General features: G+C 71.9%; 13 protein-coding genes. 12 read left to right on the forward strand and 1 reads right to left on the reverse strand.

The annotated features are described in order from the left end of the window. Positions 1-9: 9 nt before the first annotated feature. Positions 10-690, reverse strand: a complete 681-nt coding sequence (locus FNH09_RS36015) for a hypothetical protein (protein ID WP_152894094.1) — start codon at positions 688-690, stop codon at positions 10-12. Positions 691-970: 280 nt separating this feature from the next. On the opposite strand from FNH09_RS36015, the gene FNH09_RS36020 reads away from it, so the two are divergent. The 12 genes from FNH09_RS36020 to FNH09_RS36075 all read left to right on the forward strand — a co-directional run. Then, on the forward strand, positions 971-1,798 hold the full coding sequence (locus tag FNH09_RS36020; RefSeq protein WP_152894095.1) for a hypothetical protein: 828 nt from the start codon (positions 971-973) through the stop codon (positions 1,796-1,798). A 258-nt stretch (positions 1,799-2,056) separates the two neighbouring features. Next, positions 2,057-3,268, forward strand: a complete 1,212-nt coding sequence (locus tag FNH09_RS36025; protein WP_152894096.1) for an ROK family transcriptional regulator — start codon at positions 2,057-2,059, stop codon at positions 3,266-3,268. A gap of 93 nt (positions 3,269-3,361) precedes the next feature. After that, entirely contained in the window at positions 3,362-4,693 is a 1,332-nt protein-coding gene (locus FNH09_RS36030; RefSeq protein ID WP_152894102.1) for an ABC transporter substrate-binding protein, read from the forward strand. Between the two features lie 3 nt (positions 4,694-4,696). Continuing rightward, positions 4,697-5,638 carry a carbohydrate ABC transporter permease gene (locus FNH09_RS36035; protein WP_152894097.1) on the forward strand — a complete coding sequence of 314 codons (942 nt, stop codon included), beginning with the start codon at positions 4,697-4,699 and terminating at the stop codon, positions 5,636-5,638. A 2-nt stretch (positions 5,639-5,640) separates the two neighbouring features. Next, complete coding sequence (locus FNH09_RS36040; protein ID WP_152894098.1) at positions 5,641-6,534, forward strand: carbohydrate ABC transporter permease; 894 nt, start codon at positions 5,641-5,643, stop codon at positions 6,532-6,534. A gap of 7 nt (positions 6,535-6,541) precedes the next feature. Then, entirely contained in the window at positions 6,542-7,807 is a 1,266-nt protein-coding gene (locus FNH09_RS36045) for a family 4 glycosyl hydrolase (protein ID WP_162469621.1), read from the forward strand. Further along, positions 7,798-8,769, forward strand: coding sequence for a BadF/BadG/BcrA/BcrD ATPase family protein (locus FNH09_RS36050; RefSeq protein WP_162469622.1), 972 nt, complete (start codon positions 7,798-7,800; stop codon positions 8,767-8,769). The genes FNH09_RS36045 and FNH09_RS36050 overlap by 10 nt, the downstream gene beginning before the upstream one ends. 201 nt (positions 8,770-8,970) lie before the next feature. Continuing rightward, positions 8,971-10,413 carry a hypothetical protein gene (locus FNH09_RS36055; RefSeq protein ID WP_420802812.1) on the forward strand — a complete coding sequence of 481 codons (1,443 nt, stop codon included), beginning with the start codon at positions 8,971-8,973 and terminating at the stop codon, positions 10,411-10,413. Positions 10,414-10,427: 14 nt separating this feature from the next. Further along, positions 10,428-11,456, forward strand: a complete 1,029-nt coding sequence (locus tag FNH09_RS36060; protein WP_152894104.1) for a glutamate ABC transporter substrate-binding protein — start codon at positions 10,428-10,430, stop codon at positions 11,454-11,456. A gap of 78 nt (positions 11,457-11,534) precedes the next feature. Further along, on the forward strand, positions 11,535-12,860 hold the full coding sequence (locus FNH09_RS36065) for a hypothetical protein (protein ID WP_152894099.1): 1,326 nt from the start codon (positions 11,535-11,537) through the stop codon (positions 12,858-12,860). Between the two features lie 2 nt (positions 12,861-12,862). Continuing rightward, positions 12,863-15,397, forward strand: coding sequence for a serine/threonine-protein kinase (locus FNH09_RS36070; protein ID WP_152894100.1), 2,535 nt, complete (start codon positions 12,863-12,865; stop codon positions 15,395-15,397). A 3-nt stretch (positions 15,398-15,400) separates the two neighbouring features. Continuing rightward, positions 15,401-15,625: zinc ribbon domain-containing protein (locus FNH09_RS36075; protein ID WP_152894101.1), on the forward strand; the 225-nt coding region annotated here is incomplete at its 3' end.

Below are 15,625 nucleotides of genomic sequence, written 5' to 3' on the forward strand. Positions count from 1 at the left end.
CCCCCTTCCTCACCGCCTGAGCGGGAGCGGGCCGCAGGCCAGTTCGTAGGCCTCCTTGGGCATGGCATGCTCGCCGGGGTCCACTCCACAGGCGATGGAGTCTTCGGCGTTCCCGAACCAGGTGGTCACACTGCCGTGGACGTCACGGCCGGGGCAGGTCACGGTGAAGCTCGCCTCGACGACCAGGACGCCCTCGGCCTCGACCAGGCGCTGCCCGTTGCCGACCGCTTCGACCCTGGCGGGGGTGTGGTCCCGGTCGGCGGACTCCTCTCCCGGAGCCGCGAGTTGCTCGGCGTCGAGTCCCTCGGAGAGGTGCTCGGCGAGGGCGACGAGGACACGATGTGCCGACACACTGCCGTCGCTCGTGTCGACCCGGGGCACGATGTTGCGCACGAGCCCGAGGCGGAACGTGATCCATCCGCCCTTCCTGTCGTCGGTCACGACCGGCGAGATCTCGGTGAGCCGGTACCCCCGATGCACCGAGGACCACCGGAAGGCCCCGCCCGAGCAGGACGGCGCGGGCGAGGCGGCCCGCACGTCGGCCCGCACCGCGCCCGTGGCCGCGTCCCGCACCGACGGCTTCCCGGCGACCGCCGTACAGCCCGCCGCCGACGGGACGACCGCGCACAGCAACGCCACCGCCGCCCACCCACGACGCCGTACCTTCGTCAGGAGTCGTCCGCGGACCATGTGCTGCCCCTTCGCGCCCGTTTGCATCGGACCCGGCTGTCCGAACAGGTGGAGCGCCGAGGGAGTTGAGACTGTAACCCCCCTCCGAACAGGCAGAACAGGGGGCGTGACGCAGTCGTGACGCGTCGGAGCGGGTACCTGGGAACTCCTCTGGGTTCAAAGGGTCTTCACAGGGGGCCGCATCGTCTTCGCATTTGAAGATCGCCTAGTGTGCCCCTTGTTGCGGGCCTTGTTCTGGAGCGCGAAGCCGCCCGGGGCCCGCTGCCGAATGTGGGGACAGATGAAGAAACTCGCCATAGGCGCCGCCCTGACCGGCGCCCTGGCCCTGACCGGACTGGCCGCGCCCGTCGCGTCCGCGGCCACGCCGAGCCTGGTCTTCTCCGGGGTGACCGTCAACAAGGGGAAGGCGATCGTCGTCGGCACCACCGGCACGGTCAACGTGCCGGTGACGTACAACCTGACCCGGCCCGCCGACCTGGTCATCGACAACAAGAAGACGTTCGCCGCGGTGGTCCTCTACCGCGGCTCGCTGAAGTCCGTGGACAACGAGCTGGGTCCGGAAGTCATGCCGACGTGCACGACGACCGCCACCACGGCGACGACGGTCACCCAGCGCTGCACGGAGACGATCCCCGTCTCCCCGCGGGACTACCTGTACGAGGCCGCGGACGCCGGCACGTGGAAGGCCGCCGGCGTGTACGCGCACATGGACAGCACCGTCTCGGACGACTTCCTCAGCTCCGAGACCAACATGGCGATGTGGGGCAACCTGACGACCGCCAAGGTGCAGCGCGCGGCCAAGCTCACCACCGACGCCACGCCGGAGCCGGTGAAGAAGGGCAAGACCCTCACCGTCAAGGGCGCGCTGACCCGGGCCAACTGGGCGAACGGCAAGTACTCGGGCTACGTGGGCCAGACGGCGACCCTCCAGTTCCGGGCCAAGGGCAGCAGCACGTACAAGAACGTGAAGACGGTGAAGTCCGGCACGGCCGGCGCCCTGTCGACCACGGTCAAGGCCAACGCCGACGGCTACTACCGGTACACGTTCGCCGGTACGTCGACCACTGCCGCGGCGACCGCCGCGGGCGACTACGTCGACGTGAAGTGACCAGCGTCGTGAAGTGACGGCCGTACGGGGAGGCGCCGCGGCGCCTCCGGGCCACCCCGCCGCCCCCGCAGGTGACGACTCCGTCGCCTGCGGGGGCGGTTTCTCTTGTGCCTCGGGGGCGGTTTCTCTTGACGCCCGCTTCTCCCCGGGCTTAGGTTCCTGCCACCGAATAGGAAACCTTCCTAACAGTGATCACGGGATGGACTTCCCCTCCAGGTCACTGAGAGGCTGGGCAGCCGAGAGGCAGGTGTCGACCCCATGGCAGGAACCGCCGGTACGCCGGGCACCCCGCGCGTCCTGCGCGCCATGAACGACCGTGCCGCGCTCGATCTCCTGCTGGAGCACGGGCCGCTGTCCCGCACCCGCATCGGCAAGCTCACCGGCCTGTCCAAGCCGACCGCCTCCCAGCTGCTGGCCCGGCTGGAGGCGGCGGGGCTCGTCCTGGCCACCGGCATCAGCGAGGGCCGGCCCGGCCCCAGCGCGCAGCTGTACGAGGTCGACCCGACCGCCGCGTACGCGGCCGGACTCGACGTCACCCCCGAACGCATCCACGCCGCCGTCGCCGACATCACCGGCCGTACGGTCGGCGCGTACGAACTGCCCACCCCCGGACGGAAGTCGGCGACGTCGGTCGTGCAGCAGGTCACCGACGCCCTCGACGGCGCGGTGAAGGCGGCCGGGCTCGCCCGCGCCGACGTCCACCGCGTCGTCATCGGCACCCCCGGCGCCTTCGACCCCAACACAGGCCGGCTGCGCTACGCCTCCCACCTGCCCGGCTGGCACACCCCGGCCCTCCTCGACGAACTCGCCGCCGCCCTGCCGATGCCGGTCGAGTACGAGAACGACGTCAACCTCGTCGCCGTGGCCGAGCAGCGGCTGGGAGCGGCCCGCGGCCACGCGGACTTCGTCCTGCTGTGGAACGAGGGCGGCCTCGGCGCCGCGCTCGTGCTCGGCGGCCGACTGCACCGAGGCTGGACCGGCGGCGCCGGGGAGGTCGGCTTCCTGCCGGTGCCCGGCGCGCCCCTGGTCCGCCAGGTGACCAAGACGGGCAGCGGCGGCTACCAGGAGCTGGCCGGTTCGCAGGCGCTGCCCCGGCTGGCCCGGGAACTGGGCGTCACCCGGATCCCGTCCGGCCCGTACCCCGAGGTCGCCGCCGCCCTCGTGGCCCGCGCGGCCGCGGCCGACGACGGCCCCGAGCGGCAACTGCTGGAGACGTACGCGACCCGGCTCGCCACCGGTCTGGCCTCGCTCGTCTCCGTCCTCGACCCCGAACTCGTCGTCCTCAGCGGCGCCTCGCTCACCTCCGGCGGCGAGCCGCTGCGCGCACTGGTCCAGGCCGAACTGGCCGAACTGGCCGCCGCCCGGCCCCGGCTGCTGGTCGGCGACGTCACCGAACACCCCGTGCTGCGCGGCGCGCTGGAGAGCGCGCTGGCGGCCACCCGCGACGAGGTCTTCGACACCTCGCGCTGACCCCGGCAGGCTCCACCTCCTCCCGCACCACCTCCACCGCCCCTCTTCCTCTCACCCCGCCCGTCCCAGGGAGATTCCGTCATGCCCGAAGTCATGCCCGTAGCGGTACGCAAGGCAGCGCTCGTCCTGACCACGTCGGCGATCCTGCTCAGCACCGCCTGCACCGGCCAGAGCGGCTCCGGTGCGAGCGACGACGCGTCGAAGGAGACGACCATCAACTTCTGGCACGCCTGGAGCGCGCCCTCCGAGGTCAAGGCCGTGCAGGCGCTGGTCGACGGCTTCGAGAAGAAACACCCCAACATCCACGTCGACGTCGTCGGCAACGTGACCGACGACAAGATCAACCAGGCGCTGCGGGCGGGCGGCGACAAGGCGCCCGACGTCATCTCGTCCTTCACCACGAACAACGTGGGCAAGTTCTGCTCCTCGGGCGCCCTGACCGACCTCAACCCGTTCTTCAAGAAGTCAGGCATCGACCCCACGACGACCTTCCCGAAGGCGATGAACGAGTACACCCAGTTCGACGGCGACCGCTGCGCGGCACCGCTGCTGGGCGACGCCTACGGCCTCTACTACAACAAGACGGCGTTCGCGAAGGCCGGCATCAAGAGCCCGCCGCGCACCTGGTCCGAGTTCGAGGCCGACGCCAAGAAGCTGACGATCGCCAAGGGCGACTCGTACACGCAGCTGGGGTTCATGCCGAACTACCACGGCTGGGAGTCCACGACCGAGCACTACTTCGGGCAGTTCTCCCCGACGTACTTCGACGCCGACGGGAAGTCCAACCTCGCCAAGGACCCCGCGTTCAAGGCCGGTTTCACGCTCCAGAAGCGGCTCGTCGACGAACTCGGCGGATTCCGGCGGCTGGAGAAGTTCCGCTCCACCCTGGGCGACGAGTGGGGTCCCAAGCACCCCTTCCAGACCGGCCAGGTCGCGATGCAGCTGGACGGCGAGTGGCGGCTGGGCATGGCGATGGAGGCGAAGCCGGACTTCGAGATCGGCGTAGCCCCGCTGCCCGTGCCCGACGACCAGGCGGCCCAGTACGGCAAGGGCTACATCACCGGCACGATCGCGGGCATCGCCGCCAACAGCAGCAAGCAGAACGCGGCCTGGGAGCTGGTGAAGTACATGACCACCGACACGGACGCGGTCGTGGACTTCTCCAACGCCATCCACAACGTGCCCTCCACGCTGGCCGCCCTGAAGTCGCCGAAGCTGAAGTACGACCCGCGCTTCAAGACGTTCCTCGACATCGCCGCGAACCCGGCCTCGACCACGACTCCGGCCTCGATCAACGGCGGGGTGTACCTGGTGACGATCCAGCAGTTCGGCTACGACTACGAGAGCGGCAAGGCCAAGGACCTGGCGTCCGGCCTGGCCGCGACGGCCGCGCAGATCGACACGGACATCGCGCAGGCGAAGTAGGCGATGAGCACTCTCACCCTGGCGTCGAAGCGCCGCCGCGCGGCGCTTCGCAACCTCGCCTTCCTGTCGCCCTGGCTGATCGGCTTCGCGGTCTTCTTCGCGTACCCGCTGGTCTCGACGGTCTACTTCTCGTTCATGCACTACGACGGCTTCCGGCCGCCGACCTGGAGCGGGACGAAGAACTGGACGTACGTCTTCGAGCACTACCCGCTCTTCTGGCCCGCCCTGCGCAACACCCTGTGGCTGGTCCTGGTGATGGTCTCGCTTCGGGTCGTCTTCGGGCTCGGCGTGGGCCTGCTGATCACCAAGATCAAGACAGGTACGGGCGTCTTCCGCACGCTGTTCTACCTGCCCTACCTCGCACCCCCGGTGGCCGCGACGATGGCGTTCGCGTTCCTGCTCAACCCCGGTACCGGGCCGGTCAATTCGATCCTGGAGAAGGTCGGGATCAACGCGCCGGGCTGGTTCAACGACCCGTCCTGGTCCAAGCCGGCACTCACCCTGCTCGCGCTGTGGGGCATCGGCGATCTGATGGTCATCTTCATGGCGGCGCTGCTGGACGTGCCGACGGAGCAGTACGAGGCGGCCGAGCTGGACGGGGCCTCGGCGTGGCAGCGGTTCCGCTACGTCACGCTCCCGAACATCTCCCCCATCGTGATGTTCGCCGTGGTCACCGGGGTCATCCAGACCATGCAGTACTACACGCAGCCGCTGATCGCGGGGAAGGTCGCCTCGGGCGTCATCCAGGGCGCGGGCACCCAGTTCGAGCCCGGCTACCCGGACAAGTCGACGCTCACCCTCCCCCAGCTCGTCTACAACCTGGGCTTCCAGCGCTTCGACTACGGCTCCGCCTGTGTGGTGGCACTCGTCCTGTTCGCCCTGTCGACGGTGTTCACCGCGTTCCTGATGCGGCGCCGCGGCGGTCTCATCCAGGCAGGTGACTGACCTTGACCCACGTACTCGACCAGCCCGCCGGGGCGACGGCCGCCGTCACGCCGGCCGGGCGCGCCGCCCGGCGCCGGGCGGTCCTGGAGTGGATCGCCGTGCACTCCCTCGGTCTCGCGGCGGCCCTCTTCTTCGTCCTGCCCTTCGTGTTCGTGTTCCTGACCTCGCTCATGAGCGACACCCAGGCACTGAGCCGGGACCTGGTCCCGCACACCTGGGAATGGGCCAACTACAAGAAGGTCTTCGACACTCCCGGCTTCCTGACCTGGTGGAAGAACACCCTGCTCTACGCCGGTGCCGGCACCGTCCTGACGGTCGTGTCGTCGCTCCCGGTGGCGTACGCGCTCGCCAAGTTCCGCTTCCGCGGCCGGAATCTGGCCCTGATGCTGGTGATCTCGATGATGATGCTGCCCCCGCAGGTCGTCATCATCCCGATGTACCTCTTCTGGGCGAAACAGCTGGGACTCTCGGGCACGCTGTGGCCGCTGATCATCCCGATGGCGTTCGGCGACGCGTTCTCCATCTTCCTGCTGCGCCAGTTCCTGACCACGATCCCCAACGAGTACGTCGACGCGGCCAGGGTGGACGGCTGCGGCGACCTGCGCACCCTGCTGAGGGTCGTCGTCCCGATGGCGAAGCCGGGGATCGCCGCCGTGGCGCTCTTCCAGTTCTTCTACGCCTGGAACGACTACTTCGGACCGCAGATCTACGCGTCCGAGAACCCCGGCGCCTGGACCCTGTCCTACGGTCTGGAGTCCTTCAAGGGCGCCCACCACACCGACTGGAACCTCACCATGGCCGCCACCGTGCTGGTCATGGCCCCCGTGATCCTTGTGTTCTTCTTCGCCCAGAAGGCGTTCGTCGAGGGCGTCACCCTCACCGGAGTGAAGGGCTGAACTTCTCGTGAAACTCACCGTGGTCGGCGGCGGCTCGACCTACACCCCCGAACTCGTCGACGGCTTCGCCCGTCTGCGCGACACCCTGCCCGTCGAGGAACTGGTGCTGGTCGACCCGGCGGCGGACCGGCTGGAGCCGGTCGGCGCCCTGGCCCGGCGCATCTTCGCCAAGCAGGGCCACCAGGGCCGGATCACCACCACCTCCGACCTGGACGCGGGCGTCGACGGCGCCGACGCGGTCCTCCTCCAGCTGCGCGTCGGCGGACAGGCGGCCCGCGAGCAGGACGAGACCTGGCCGCTGGAGTGCGGCTGCGTCGGCCAGGAGACCACGGGCGCGGGCGGCCTGGCCAAGGCGCTACGCACGGTTCCGGTGGTCCTGGACATCGCCGAACGGGTCCGCAGGACCAACCCCGGCGCCTGGATCATCGACTTCACCAACCCGGTCGGCATCGTCACCCGGGCCCTGCTCCAGGCCGGGCACAAGGCGATCGGTCTGTGCAACGTGGCGATCGGCCTCCAGCGGAAGTTCGCCGCGCTGCTCGGCGTCGCCCCCGCCGACCTGCACCTCGACCACGTCGGCCTCAACCACCTCACCTGGGAGACCGCGGTCCGGCGCGGCGGCCCTGAGGGCGCGGACGCGCTGCCGGAACTGCTGGCCGCGCACGGCGAGGCGATCGCCGCCGACCTGCGGCTGCCCCGCCCGCTCCTGGACCGCCTCGGCGTCGTCCCGTCGTACTACCTGCGCTACTTCTACGCGCACGACGAGGTCGTACGGGAGCTGCGGACGAAACCGTCGCGGGCGGCCGAAGTGGCCGCGATGGAACGGGAGCTGCTGGCGATGTACGCCGATCCGGCCCTGGACGAGAAGCCCGAGCTGCTCGCCAAACGGGGCGGCGCCTACTACAGCGAGGCGGCCGTGGACCTCGCGGCGGCGCTGCTGGGCGGGGCGGGCAGCCCGTACCAGGTGGTCAACACCCTCAACAACGGCACGCTGCCGTTCCTCCCGGCGGACGCGGTGATCGAGGTCCAGGCCGCGGTCGGCCCGAAGGGCGCGGCCCCGCTGCCGGTCGCGCCGGTGGACCCGCTGTACGCGGGGCTGATGGCGAGCGTGACGGCGTACGAGGACCTGGCCCTGGCGGCCGCCCTGCACGGCGGCCGGGACCGGGTCTTCCGGGCCCTGCTGGCCCACCCCCTCGTCGGCCAGTACGCGTACGCCGAGACCCTCACCGACCGGCTGATCGCACACAACCGGGAGCACCTCGCGTGGGCCTGACCGCAAGCGTCCTCGCCGTCGACGCGGGCAACAGCAAGACCGACGTGGCGGTCGTGGCGGGCGACGGGAGCGTCCTGGCCACCGCCCGCGGCGGCGGGTTCCGGCCGCCGGCCGTGGGCGTGACGGCGGCGGTGGACGTCCTGGCGGAGGCGGTCGGCCGGGCGTACGCGGCGGCGGGCGTCGACGGGGTGCGGCAGGTGTCGGCCTGCCTGGCCAACGCCGACCTGCCGGTGGAGGAGGAGCAGTTGGCCGCCGCGCTGCACGCGCGCGCGTGGGGCACGTCCGTCGACGTGCGCAACGACACCTTCGCGATCCTGCGGGCGGGCGTGGCCGAGCCGCGGGGCGTCGCCGTGGTGTGCGGCGCCGGCATCAACTGCGTGGGGATGCACCCCGACGGCCGCACCGCCCGCTTCCCGGCGCTCGGCCGGATCTCCGGCGACTGGGGCGGCGGCTGGCACCTGGCCGAGGAGGCCCTGTGGCACGCGGCACGCGCCGAGGACGGGCGCGGCGTGCCCACTGCGCTGGCCCGGATCCTGCCCGCGCACTTCGGTCTCGACTCCATGTACGCGCTGATCGAGGCGCTGCACCTGGAGCGGGTCCCCCAGCACCGCCGCCACGAGCTGACCCCGGTGCTGTTCGCCACGGCCGCCGGGGGCGATGCGGTGGCCCGCTCGGTCGTGGTCCGTCTGGCCGAGGAGATCGTGTCCATGGCCGCCGTCGCGCTGACCCGCCTGGGCCTGCTGGAGGAGGAGACCCCGGTCCTGCTGGGCGGCGGTGTCCTCGCCGCGGGCCACGCCCTGCTCGACGACGCCGTACGGGACCTGCTCGCCGTCCGGGCGCCGAAGGCGGTGGCGCGGGTGGTGACGGCGCCGCCGGTGCTGGGGGCTGCGCTGCTGGGGCTGGACCGGGTGGGCGCGCCGGCCGGGGTGCGGGAGCGGCTGCGGGCCCACTACGCCCCGTGAGGCGGGCGGTGCCCCCGCCGGGCCGCGGGCCGGGAACCGAACAGATTCCCGCGACGTGTTCATGGGCAGAGGGTCGGACAGGCCGTGCCGCCCGAGCAGGACCTTGCGCAGCGATCCGATCAAGATCCAGCGAAGCCCGGTGCGGATGTCGGTCCCGGCAGTGATACTGGCGTCGACGGATGACCACGGGGGAGGTCAGCAGTGACTCAGGCACCGAAGAGCAGTGCGGCACCGCCGAGTTCGGGCGGACCCACGACGCCGGTGGTCCCGCACCAGGCCACGGTCCGCCCCGGCGCCGCCGACCGGCCCGCAGCCGCCGCGCCGCCGCCGCGCGCCACCGCATTCGTGGAGGGCGTCGACAAGCTGCGCACCGCCGCGACCACCGAGCCGGGCCGACTGCGCATCCTCGGTGCCCTCCTCGCCGTCCTCGTCGTCGCGTTCGGCGCCGTCACCGCCTGGCAGATGACCGACCGCACGGCCGCGGCCGACGACGTCCTGCACAAGAGCCAGCCGCTCACCTCGGCCGCCGCCGACATCTACCGCTCGCTGGCCGACGCCAACACCGCGGCCTCCAGCGGCTTCCTGGCCGGCGGCCAGGAGACGGCCGCCTCCCGCGAGCGGTACGAGCAGGACATCGACACCGCCGCCGCGGGGCTGGTCAAGGCGGCCGGGAGCTCCGACCCCGGCTCCCCCGCCGCGGCGACCATCACCAAGCTGAACATCCTGCTGCCGGAGTACAAGGGCCTGGTCGAACGCGCCCGTACGTACAACCGGCAGGGCTTCCCGGTCGGCGGCGCCTATCTGCGGTACGCGAACGAGAAGATGCAGGGCGAGATGCTCCCGGCGGCGCAGGACCTCTACACCAAGGAGAACCGCCGCCTCGGTGACGACTACGCGCGCGCCACGCCCTACCCCTGGGCGGCGATCGCCCTCGGTGTCCTCGCCCTGGCCGCGCTCGGCTGGGTCCAGCACCGCAACTACCGCCGTACCAACCGGGTGCTGAACCACGGTCTGGTCGCGGGCACGGCCACCGCGGCGGTCGTCCTGCTCTGGCTCGTGGTCGGTCACAGCGTGGCCCGCGCGCAGCTGAACGCGTCCTACGACCACGGCGTCCGCTCGCTGAACGTGCTGCACGACGCCCGGATCGCCTCCCTCAAGGCCCGGGGCAACGAGAACCTCACCCTGGTGGCCCGCGGCGCCGAGACGATCAAGGTGGGCGACACCGTGGTCGACGTCTACGACCACGACTTCACCGAGGACATGACCGCCCTCGGCAAGGGTCTGGCGCTGGCCCGGACGCTCGCCGACGACCACAAGGGCGCCGAGCCGGTCACCTCGGCCGTGGCCAACATGACGGAGTGGAAGAAGCGTCACGCCGCCGCCCGCGAGCAGGACGAGAACGGCAACTACCAGCAGGCGCTGGACCGGGTGATCGGCGACAAGGGCGCGACCGGCGAGTGCTTCGACAGTGTCGACGCCAACCTCGCCCGGGCCCTGGACCACGAGCAGAGCGAGTTCCGGCAGGCGGCGGGCGACGGCCTGGGCGCGCTGACCGGACTGCCGCTGGGCGCCGCCGTACTGGCCGTACTGGGCGCGGCGGGCGCGGTGCTCGGCATCGGACGCAGGCTGTCGGAGTACCGGTGAGAGGGGGCGTGACGATGCATGTGCGACGGGTGCGGGCCGGCCTGAAGGGCTGGGGCGGAGTGGGCGCGATGGCGGTCGTCTGCGCCCTGGCCCTGACCTTCGTCCTGCTGCTGCCGCTGGTCGGGCAGCACCACGACGACGGCGCGGGCCTGGGCGGGCCCGGCCTCGCCACCGGCGACCAGATGCGGGCCGAGAACTGCACGGACCCGGAGAAGCAGACGCTGCCTCCGTCGGCTGCGGACGGCGCCACCATCGAGGCCATCAAGAACCGCACCGGCGAGAAGCGCAAGCTGATCGTCGGCGTCGACCAGAACAGCTACCGCTGGGGCTACCGGGACCCGAACAACCAGGGCTCCGCGCTGGAGGGCTTCGACATCGACCTGGTGCACCGGATCGCCCAGGACATCCTCGGCGACCCGAACGCGGTCCAGTTCAAGGCGATCCCCACCAACGAACGCATACCGGCGATCAAGGACGGCCGGGTCGACATGATCGTGCGCACCATGACCATCAACTGCGACCGGCTGAAGGACGTGGCGTTCTCCGCGCCCTACTTCAAGACCGGCCAGCAGGTCCTGGCGCCCAAGTCGTCGACGATCACGGGCTACAACAGCACGCTGGCGGGGAAGAGGATCTGCACGGCGGCGTCCTCCACCGCGTACATCAAGCTCGACGAGGACAAGAAGGCGGGCCGGCTCGCCGCCTCCGTCGACATCTCCACCACCGTCCCCAACCAGCTCGACTGCCTGGTCCGGCTCCAGCTCGGCGAGGTCGACGCGGTGGTCACCGACGGCGCGCTGGCCGCGAGCCAGGCCGCCCAGGACCCCACGGTCGAACTGAAGGGCGCCCCCTTCACCACGGAGTACTACGGCGTGGCGATGCGGCGCGACGCCGACGACATGGTGCGCCGGGTCAACCAGATCCTGGTCGGCTACAGCGGCAACGGCTGGCAGGCCTCGTACGACACCTGGCTGTCGGCGACACTGGGCAAGGACGCCAGTGCGTCGAGGCCGCCCGCACCGCAGTACCTGCGCACGAGCTGACCGCACGACGTCGGACACCACGAGGACCACGAAGGCAGCAGCAGACCCGAAACCCTATTCAGCAGCGAGAGGTGATCGATGGGCGTCACGGACCCCGCCGGGCCGGTGATGGACCGGGACGAGGTGGACCGTGCGCTGGCGCGGCTCGGCGCCGAGCACGAGGCGATCGAGACCTCGCTGCTCGCCCTCCAGGACCACGCGGGCCGCAGGCTGCTCGAAGGCGCCGCGCTCACCGGGACCACCCGGGAGCGCTGGACGTCGGCGGAGGCGTCGATCACGCTGCTGTGGGCGTACTTCGACGCCTACACGGACGCGCTGCGCTCGGCCCGGGAGATCCGCTCCCGCCGCCGCTGGTCCAGCCGCGAGGACCTGGTGGAGCTGACCGAACTGCTGCGCGGCGAGTCCGTCACGATCGCCGGCAGCGCGACGGCCACGGCGAACGCGCCCACGCTGTCCGGGCAGGGCCGGCTCAGCGAGAGCTTCTCGCTCGTCACGCTCGTGGAGCGGATGAACGAGCTGTACGCGTCCTCGCTGGACATGATCGTCGCCGCCGACGCGGTCTGGTCGGCGCTGCCCGCCCGGATCGATTTACTGGCCGCGGAGCTCCAGCGCACCCGCAAGCTCGCGCACTCCGTGGGCGTGCGCCCCGGCGAGCACCCGGCGGGCGACGACCTGGAGCGGATCACCCACACCCTGACCGCCCTGCGCGAGCAGGTGGTGTCCGACCCGCTCGCCTACTGGCAGCCCAAGCGGGGCAGTTCGGCCCCGGGCGGCGGCCGGCCCGACACCACCGTGTACGACCGGGAGGCGCGCGCGCTGGAGGACGTGCGCCGCGAGATCGACGCCGTGCTGACGGTCCGCCAGGACGCCGAGCAGCGGCTGGTCGGCGTGCGTGACGTGCTCTCCCGCGCGGACCGTACGCTGGCCGAGGCGCGCACCGCGCGCGGCGAGGTCCTCGCGAAGATCGCCGCCACCGAGGTGCCGGTGGTCGGCGGACCGCCGACCGTGCTCCAGGAACAGCTGGCGACGGCCGCCGAGTACCGCAGACAGGGCCAGTGGCACCGGCTGTCGCCGCTGCTGGAGTCCCTGGAGGAGCGGGCGGAGGACGAGCTGCTGCGTGCCCGTGAGTCGCTGACGGCGGTCACCGCGCCCCTGGCGGTCCGCGCGGAGCTGCGCGGCCGCCTCGACGCCTACCGGGCGAAGGTCGCCCGGCACGGCCTCGCGGAGGACCCGTTCCTGATCGAGCGGTACGACGCGGCCCGCCGCATGCTGTGGAGCGCGCCCTGCGACCTGCGCGTCGCCGAGCAGGCCGTCCTGCGCTACCAGCACGCGGCCGTCGAACTGCTCGGCGTCCCGCGCGCGGCGCAGCAGCGGGGACCGCAGGACCACAGGGGGGAGCAGTAGCCATGAGTCAGGCAGGTCAGGCGTGTCAGCGGCCGGGCTGCGACGGGGCGTACGAGGACATGGGCGGCGGCGAGCTGTACTGCGGCACCTGCGGTCTCGCGCCGGTCGTCCCGGCGGCCTCCGCGTCCGGCGCGGTCGGCGGCAAGGGCTCGGCGGGCAGCGGCAGTTCGCGTACCGGCGCGGGCGCGGGCCGCAGTACGCGCACGTCGTCGCAGTCGTCGAGGTCGCGGCGCTCGGTCTCCGGCCGGCTCTCGCGCTCGGTGTCGGGCCGAACCTCGGGCCGCTCGGTGTCGGTGCGCAGCTCCGGTTCCGGCACCGGGAGTTCGGCACGCGGCCGGCTCGGCGTCGGACTGGTCGCGGTCCCGCAGGTGCCGCGGCCCGACCCGCGGGCGATGGTGCTGGAGAACCCGGAGGTGCCCGAGCGCAAGCGGTTCTGCTCGCGCTCCGACTGCGGGGCGCCGGTGGGGCGTTCGCGCGGCGACCGAGCCGGGCGCACGGAGGGGTTCTGCACCAAGTGCGGGCACCCCTACTCGTTCGTCCCGAAGCTGCACACCGGTGACATCGTGCACGGCCAGTACGAGGTGATGGGCTGCCTGGCGCACGGCGGGCTCGGCTGGGTCTATCTGGCCGTGGACCGCGCGGTGTCGGACCGGTGGGTCGTGCTGAAGGGCCTGCTGGACACCGGCGACGAGGACGCGCTGGCCGCGGCGGTCGCCGAGCGGCGCTTCCTGGCCGAGATCGAGCACGCCAACATCGTGCGGATCTACAACTTCGTGGAGCACCTCGACCAGCGGACGGGATCGCTGGACGGGTACATAGTGATGGAGTACGTCGGCGGCAAGTCGCTGAAGGAGATCGCCAACGAGCGCCGCACCGCCGACGGCAAGCGCGACCCGCTGCCGGTGGAGCAGGCGTGCGCGTACGGCATCGAGGCGCTGGAGGCCCTCGGCCATCTGCACAGCCGCAACCTGCTGTACTGCGACTTCAAGGTCGACAACGCGATCCAGACCGAGGACCAGCTCAAGCTGATCGACATGGGCGCGGTGCGCCGGGTGGACGACGAGGAGTCGGCCATCTACGGCACGGTGGGCTACCAGGCGCCGGAGGTGGCGGACGTCGGCCCTTCGGTGGCCAGCGACCTGTACACGGTGGGCCGCACGCTCGCCGTCCTCACCTTCGACTTCCAGGGCTACACGAGCGTGTTCGTGGACTCCCTGCCCGACCCCGACAACATCGAGGTCTTCCGCCGGTACGAGTCGTTCTACCGGCTGCTGGTGCGCGCCACCGACCCCGACCCGGCGCGCCGGTTCGCGTCCGCGCAGGAGATGGCGGAGCAGCTGACGGGTGTCCTGCGGGAGGTCGTCTCCCTCCAGACGGGACAGGCCAGACCGGCCCTTTCGACCCTGTTCGGGCCCGAACTCAAGGTGACGGACACGGAGTTGTTCCCGCGGCTGGACGGGGACGTGTCGCGGCTGGGGGCGCGGCCGGCACCGGTACGGCGGTCCGCTCCCGCCGCACCGCCCGGGTCCGCAACTGCTTCCGGATCCGCCCCCGTTCCCGGATCCGGCGTCGGTCCGTCTCCCGTGGCCGGGCTCGTCAAGCCGGTCGCCACCCCGGTCGCCGCGCTAGCCCTGCCGGTCCCGCACGTCGACCCGACCGACCCCAACGCCGGTTTCCTGGCGGGGCTGATGACCTCGGCCCCGGCCGAGCTGATCAGCGCGCTGTCGGCCGTGCCCGCCCCGTCCGTCGAGACCCGGCTGCGGCAGATCCGGGCCCGGCTGGAGCACGGCGACCCGGCGGCCGCGGTGAGTTCCCTGGGCGCGCTGGAGGAGGAGCGCCCGGACGACTGGCGGGTGGTCTGGTACCGGGGCGTGGCCGCGCTGGTGACCGGCGACCACGAGGGCGCCGCGCTCTCCTTCGACGCGGTCTACGACGCCTTCCCGGGCGAGAGCGCGCCGAAGCTGGCGCTCGGCCTGTGCGCCGAGGTGCTCGGGCAGTTGGACAACGCGGCCGAGTACTACCGCCTGGTGTGGTCGACCGACCCGAGCTATGTGAGCGCCGCGTTCGGTCTGGCCCGCGTCCAGCTCGCGACCGGGGACCGCCGTGCGGCCGTACGGACGCTGGAGTCGGTGCCGGAGTCGTCGATCCACTACACGGCCGGCCGGGTGGCGGCGGTGCGCGCGCGGCTGCGGCAACGCACCGCGACCTCCTCGGACGTGTCGTTCCCGGAGGATCTCGGGGCCGCCGCGGCACAGATCGAGGCGCTGGACGCGTACGGTCTCGATCCGACGCGGCGCGAGCAGTTGTCCACGGAAGTTCTCGGCTGCGCGCTGGACTGGATACTCTCCGGAGGCCGGGCTTCCGCCCCCACCGCCTCAGGGGAGCGGGCGCTGCTCGGCAGCGGCCTGGACGAACGGGGCCTCAGGTTCGGCCTGGAGCGCTCGTACCGCACGCTGGCCCGGCTGGCGACCGGCGGCGAGGAGAGGATCGACCTGGTGGAACGTGCCAACCGTTACCGCCCCCGGACGTGGGTGTAGGTGATGTCCCAGATGTCCCAGCAGGCCGCCCTGGCGCGGTGCCCGAGCTGCGAGGAGCCGCTCGATGCGGGCGACCGTTTCTGCGGCGCGTGCGGATACGACCTGTCCGCCGTGCCGCCGCAGCCGGACGACCATCCGACGCTCACCATGAACAGCCCGGCGGCGCACCCGGCCGCCGCGTCGGCGGAACCGGCCCCCGAGGCCGCCCGGGCCCCCGCGGCCCCACCG

It is taken from the genome of Streptomyces adustus (assembly GCF_009377175.1).
Classification (GTDB): domain Bacteria; phylum Actinomycetota; class Actinomycetes; order Streptomycetales; family Streptomycetaceae; genus Streptomyces; species Streptomyces adustus.

What these genes read in the sequence shown, in the direction of transcription:
- FNH09_RS36025 (WP_152894096.1), top strand. Translation starts at nt 2,057, where the DNA reads ATGGCAGGAACCGCCGGTACGCCGGGCACCCCGCGCGTCCTGCGCGCC.
- FNH09_RS36070 (WP_152894100.1), top strand. Translation starts at nt 12,863, where the DNA reads ATGAGTCAGGCAGGTCAGGCGTGTCAGCGGCCGGGCTGCGACGGGGCG.
- FNH09_RS36065 (WP_152894099.1), top strand. Translation starts at nt 11,535, where the DNA reads ATGGGCGTCACGGACCCCGCCGGGCCGGTGATGGACCGGGACGAGGTG.
- FNH09_RS36035 (WP_152894097.1), top strand. Translation starts at nt 4,697, where the DNA reads ATGAGCACTCTCACCCTGGCGTCGAAGCGCCGCCGCGCGGCGCTTCGC.
- FNH09_RS36030 (WP_152894102.1), top strand. Translation starts at nt 3,362, where the DNA reads ATGCCCGTAGCGGTACGCAAGGCAGCGCTCGTCCTGACCACGTCGGCG.
- FNH09_RS36015 (WP_152894094.1), bottom strand. Translation starts at nt 690, where the DNA reads ATGGTCCGCGGACGACTCCTGACGAAGGTACGGCGTCGTGGGTGGGCG.
- FNH09_RS36060 (WP_152894104.1), top strand. Translation starts at nt 10,428, where the DNA reads ATGCATGTGCGACGGGTGCGGGCCGGCCTGAAGGGCTGGGGCGGAGTG.
- FNH09_RS36020 (WP_152894095.1), top strand. Translation starts at nt 971, where the DNA reads ATGAAGAAACTCGCCATAGGCGCCGCCCTGACCGGCGCCCTGGCCCTG.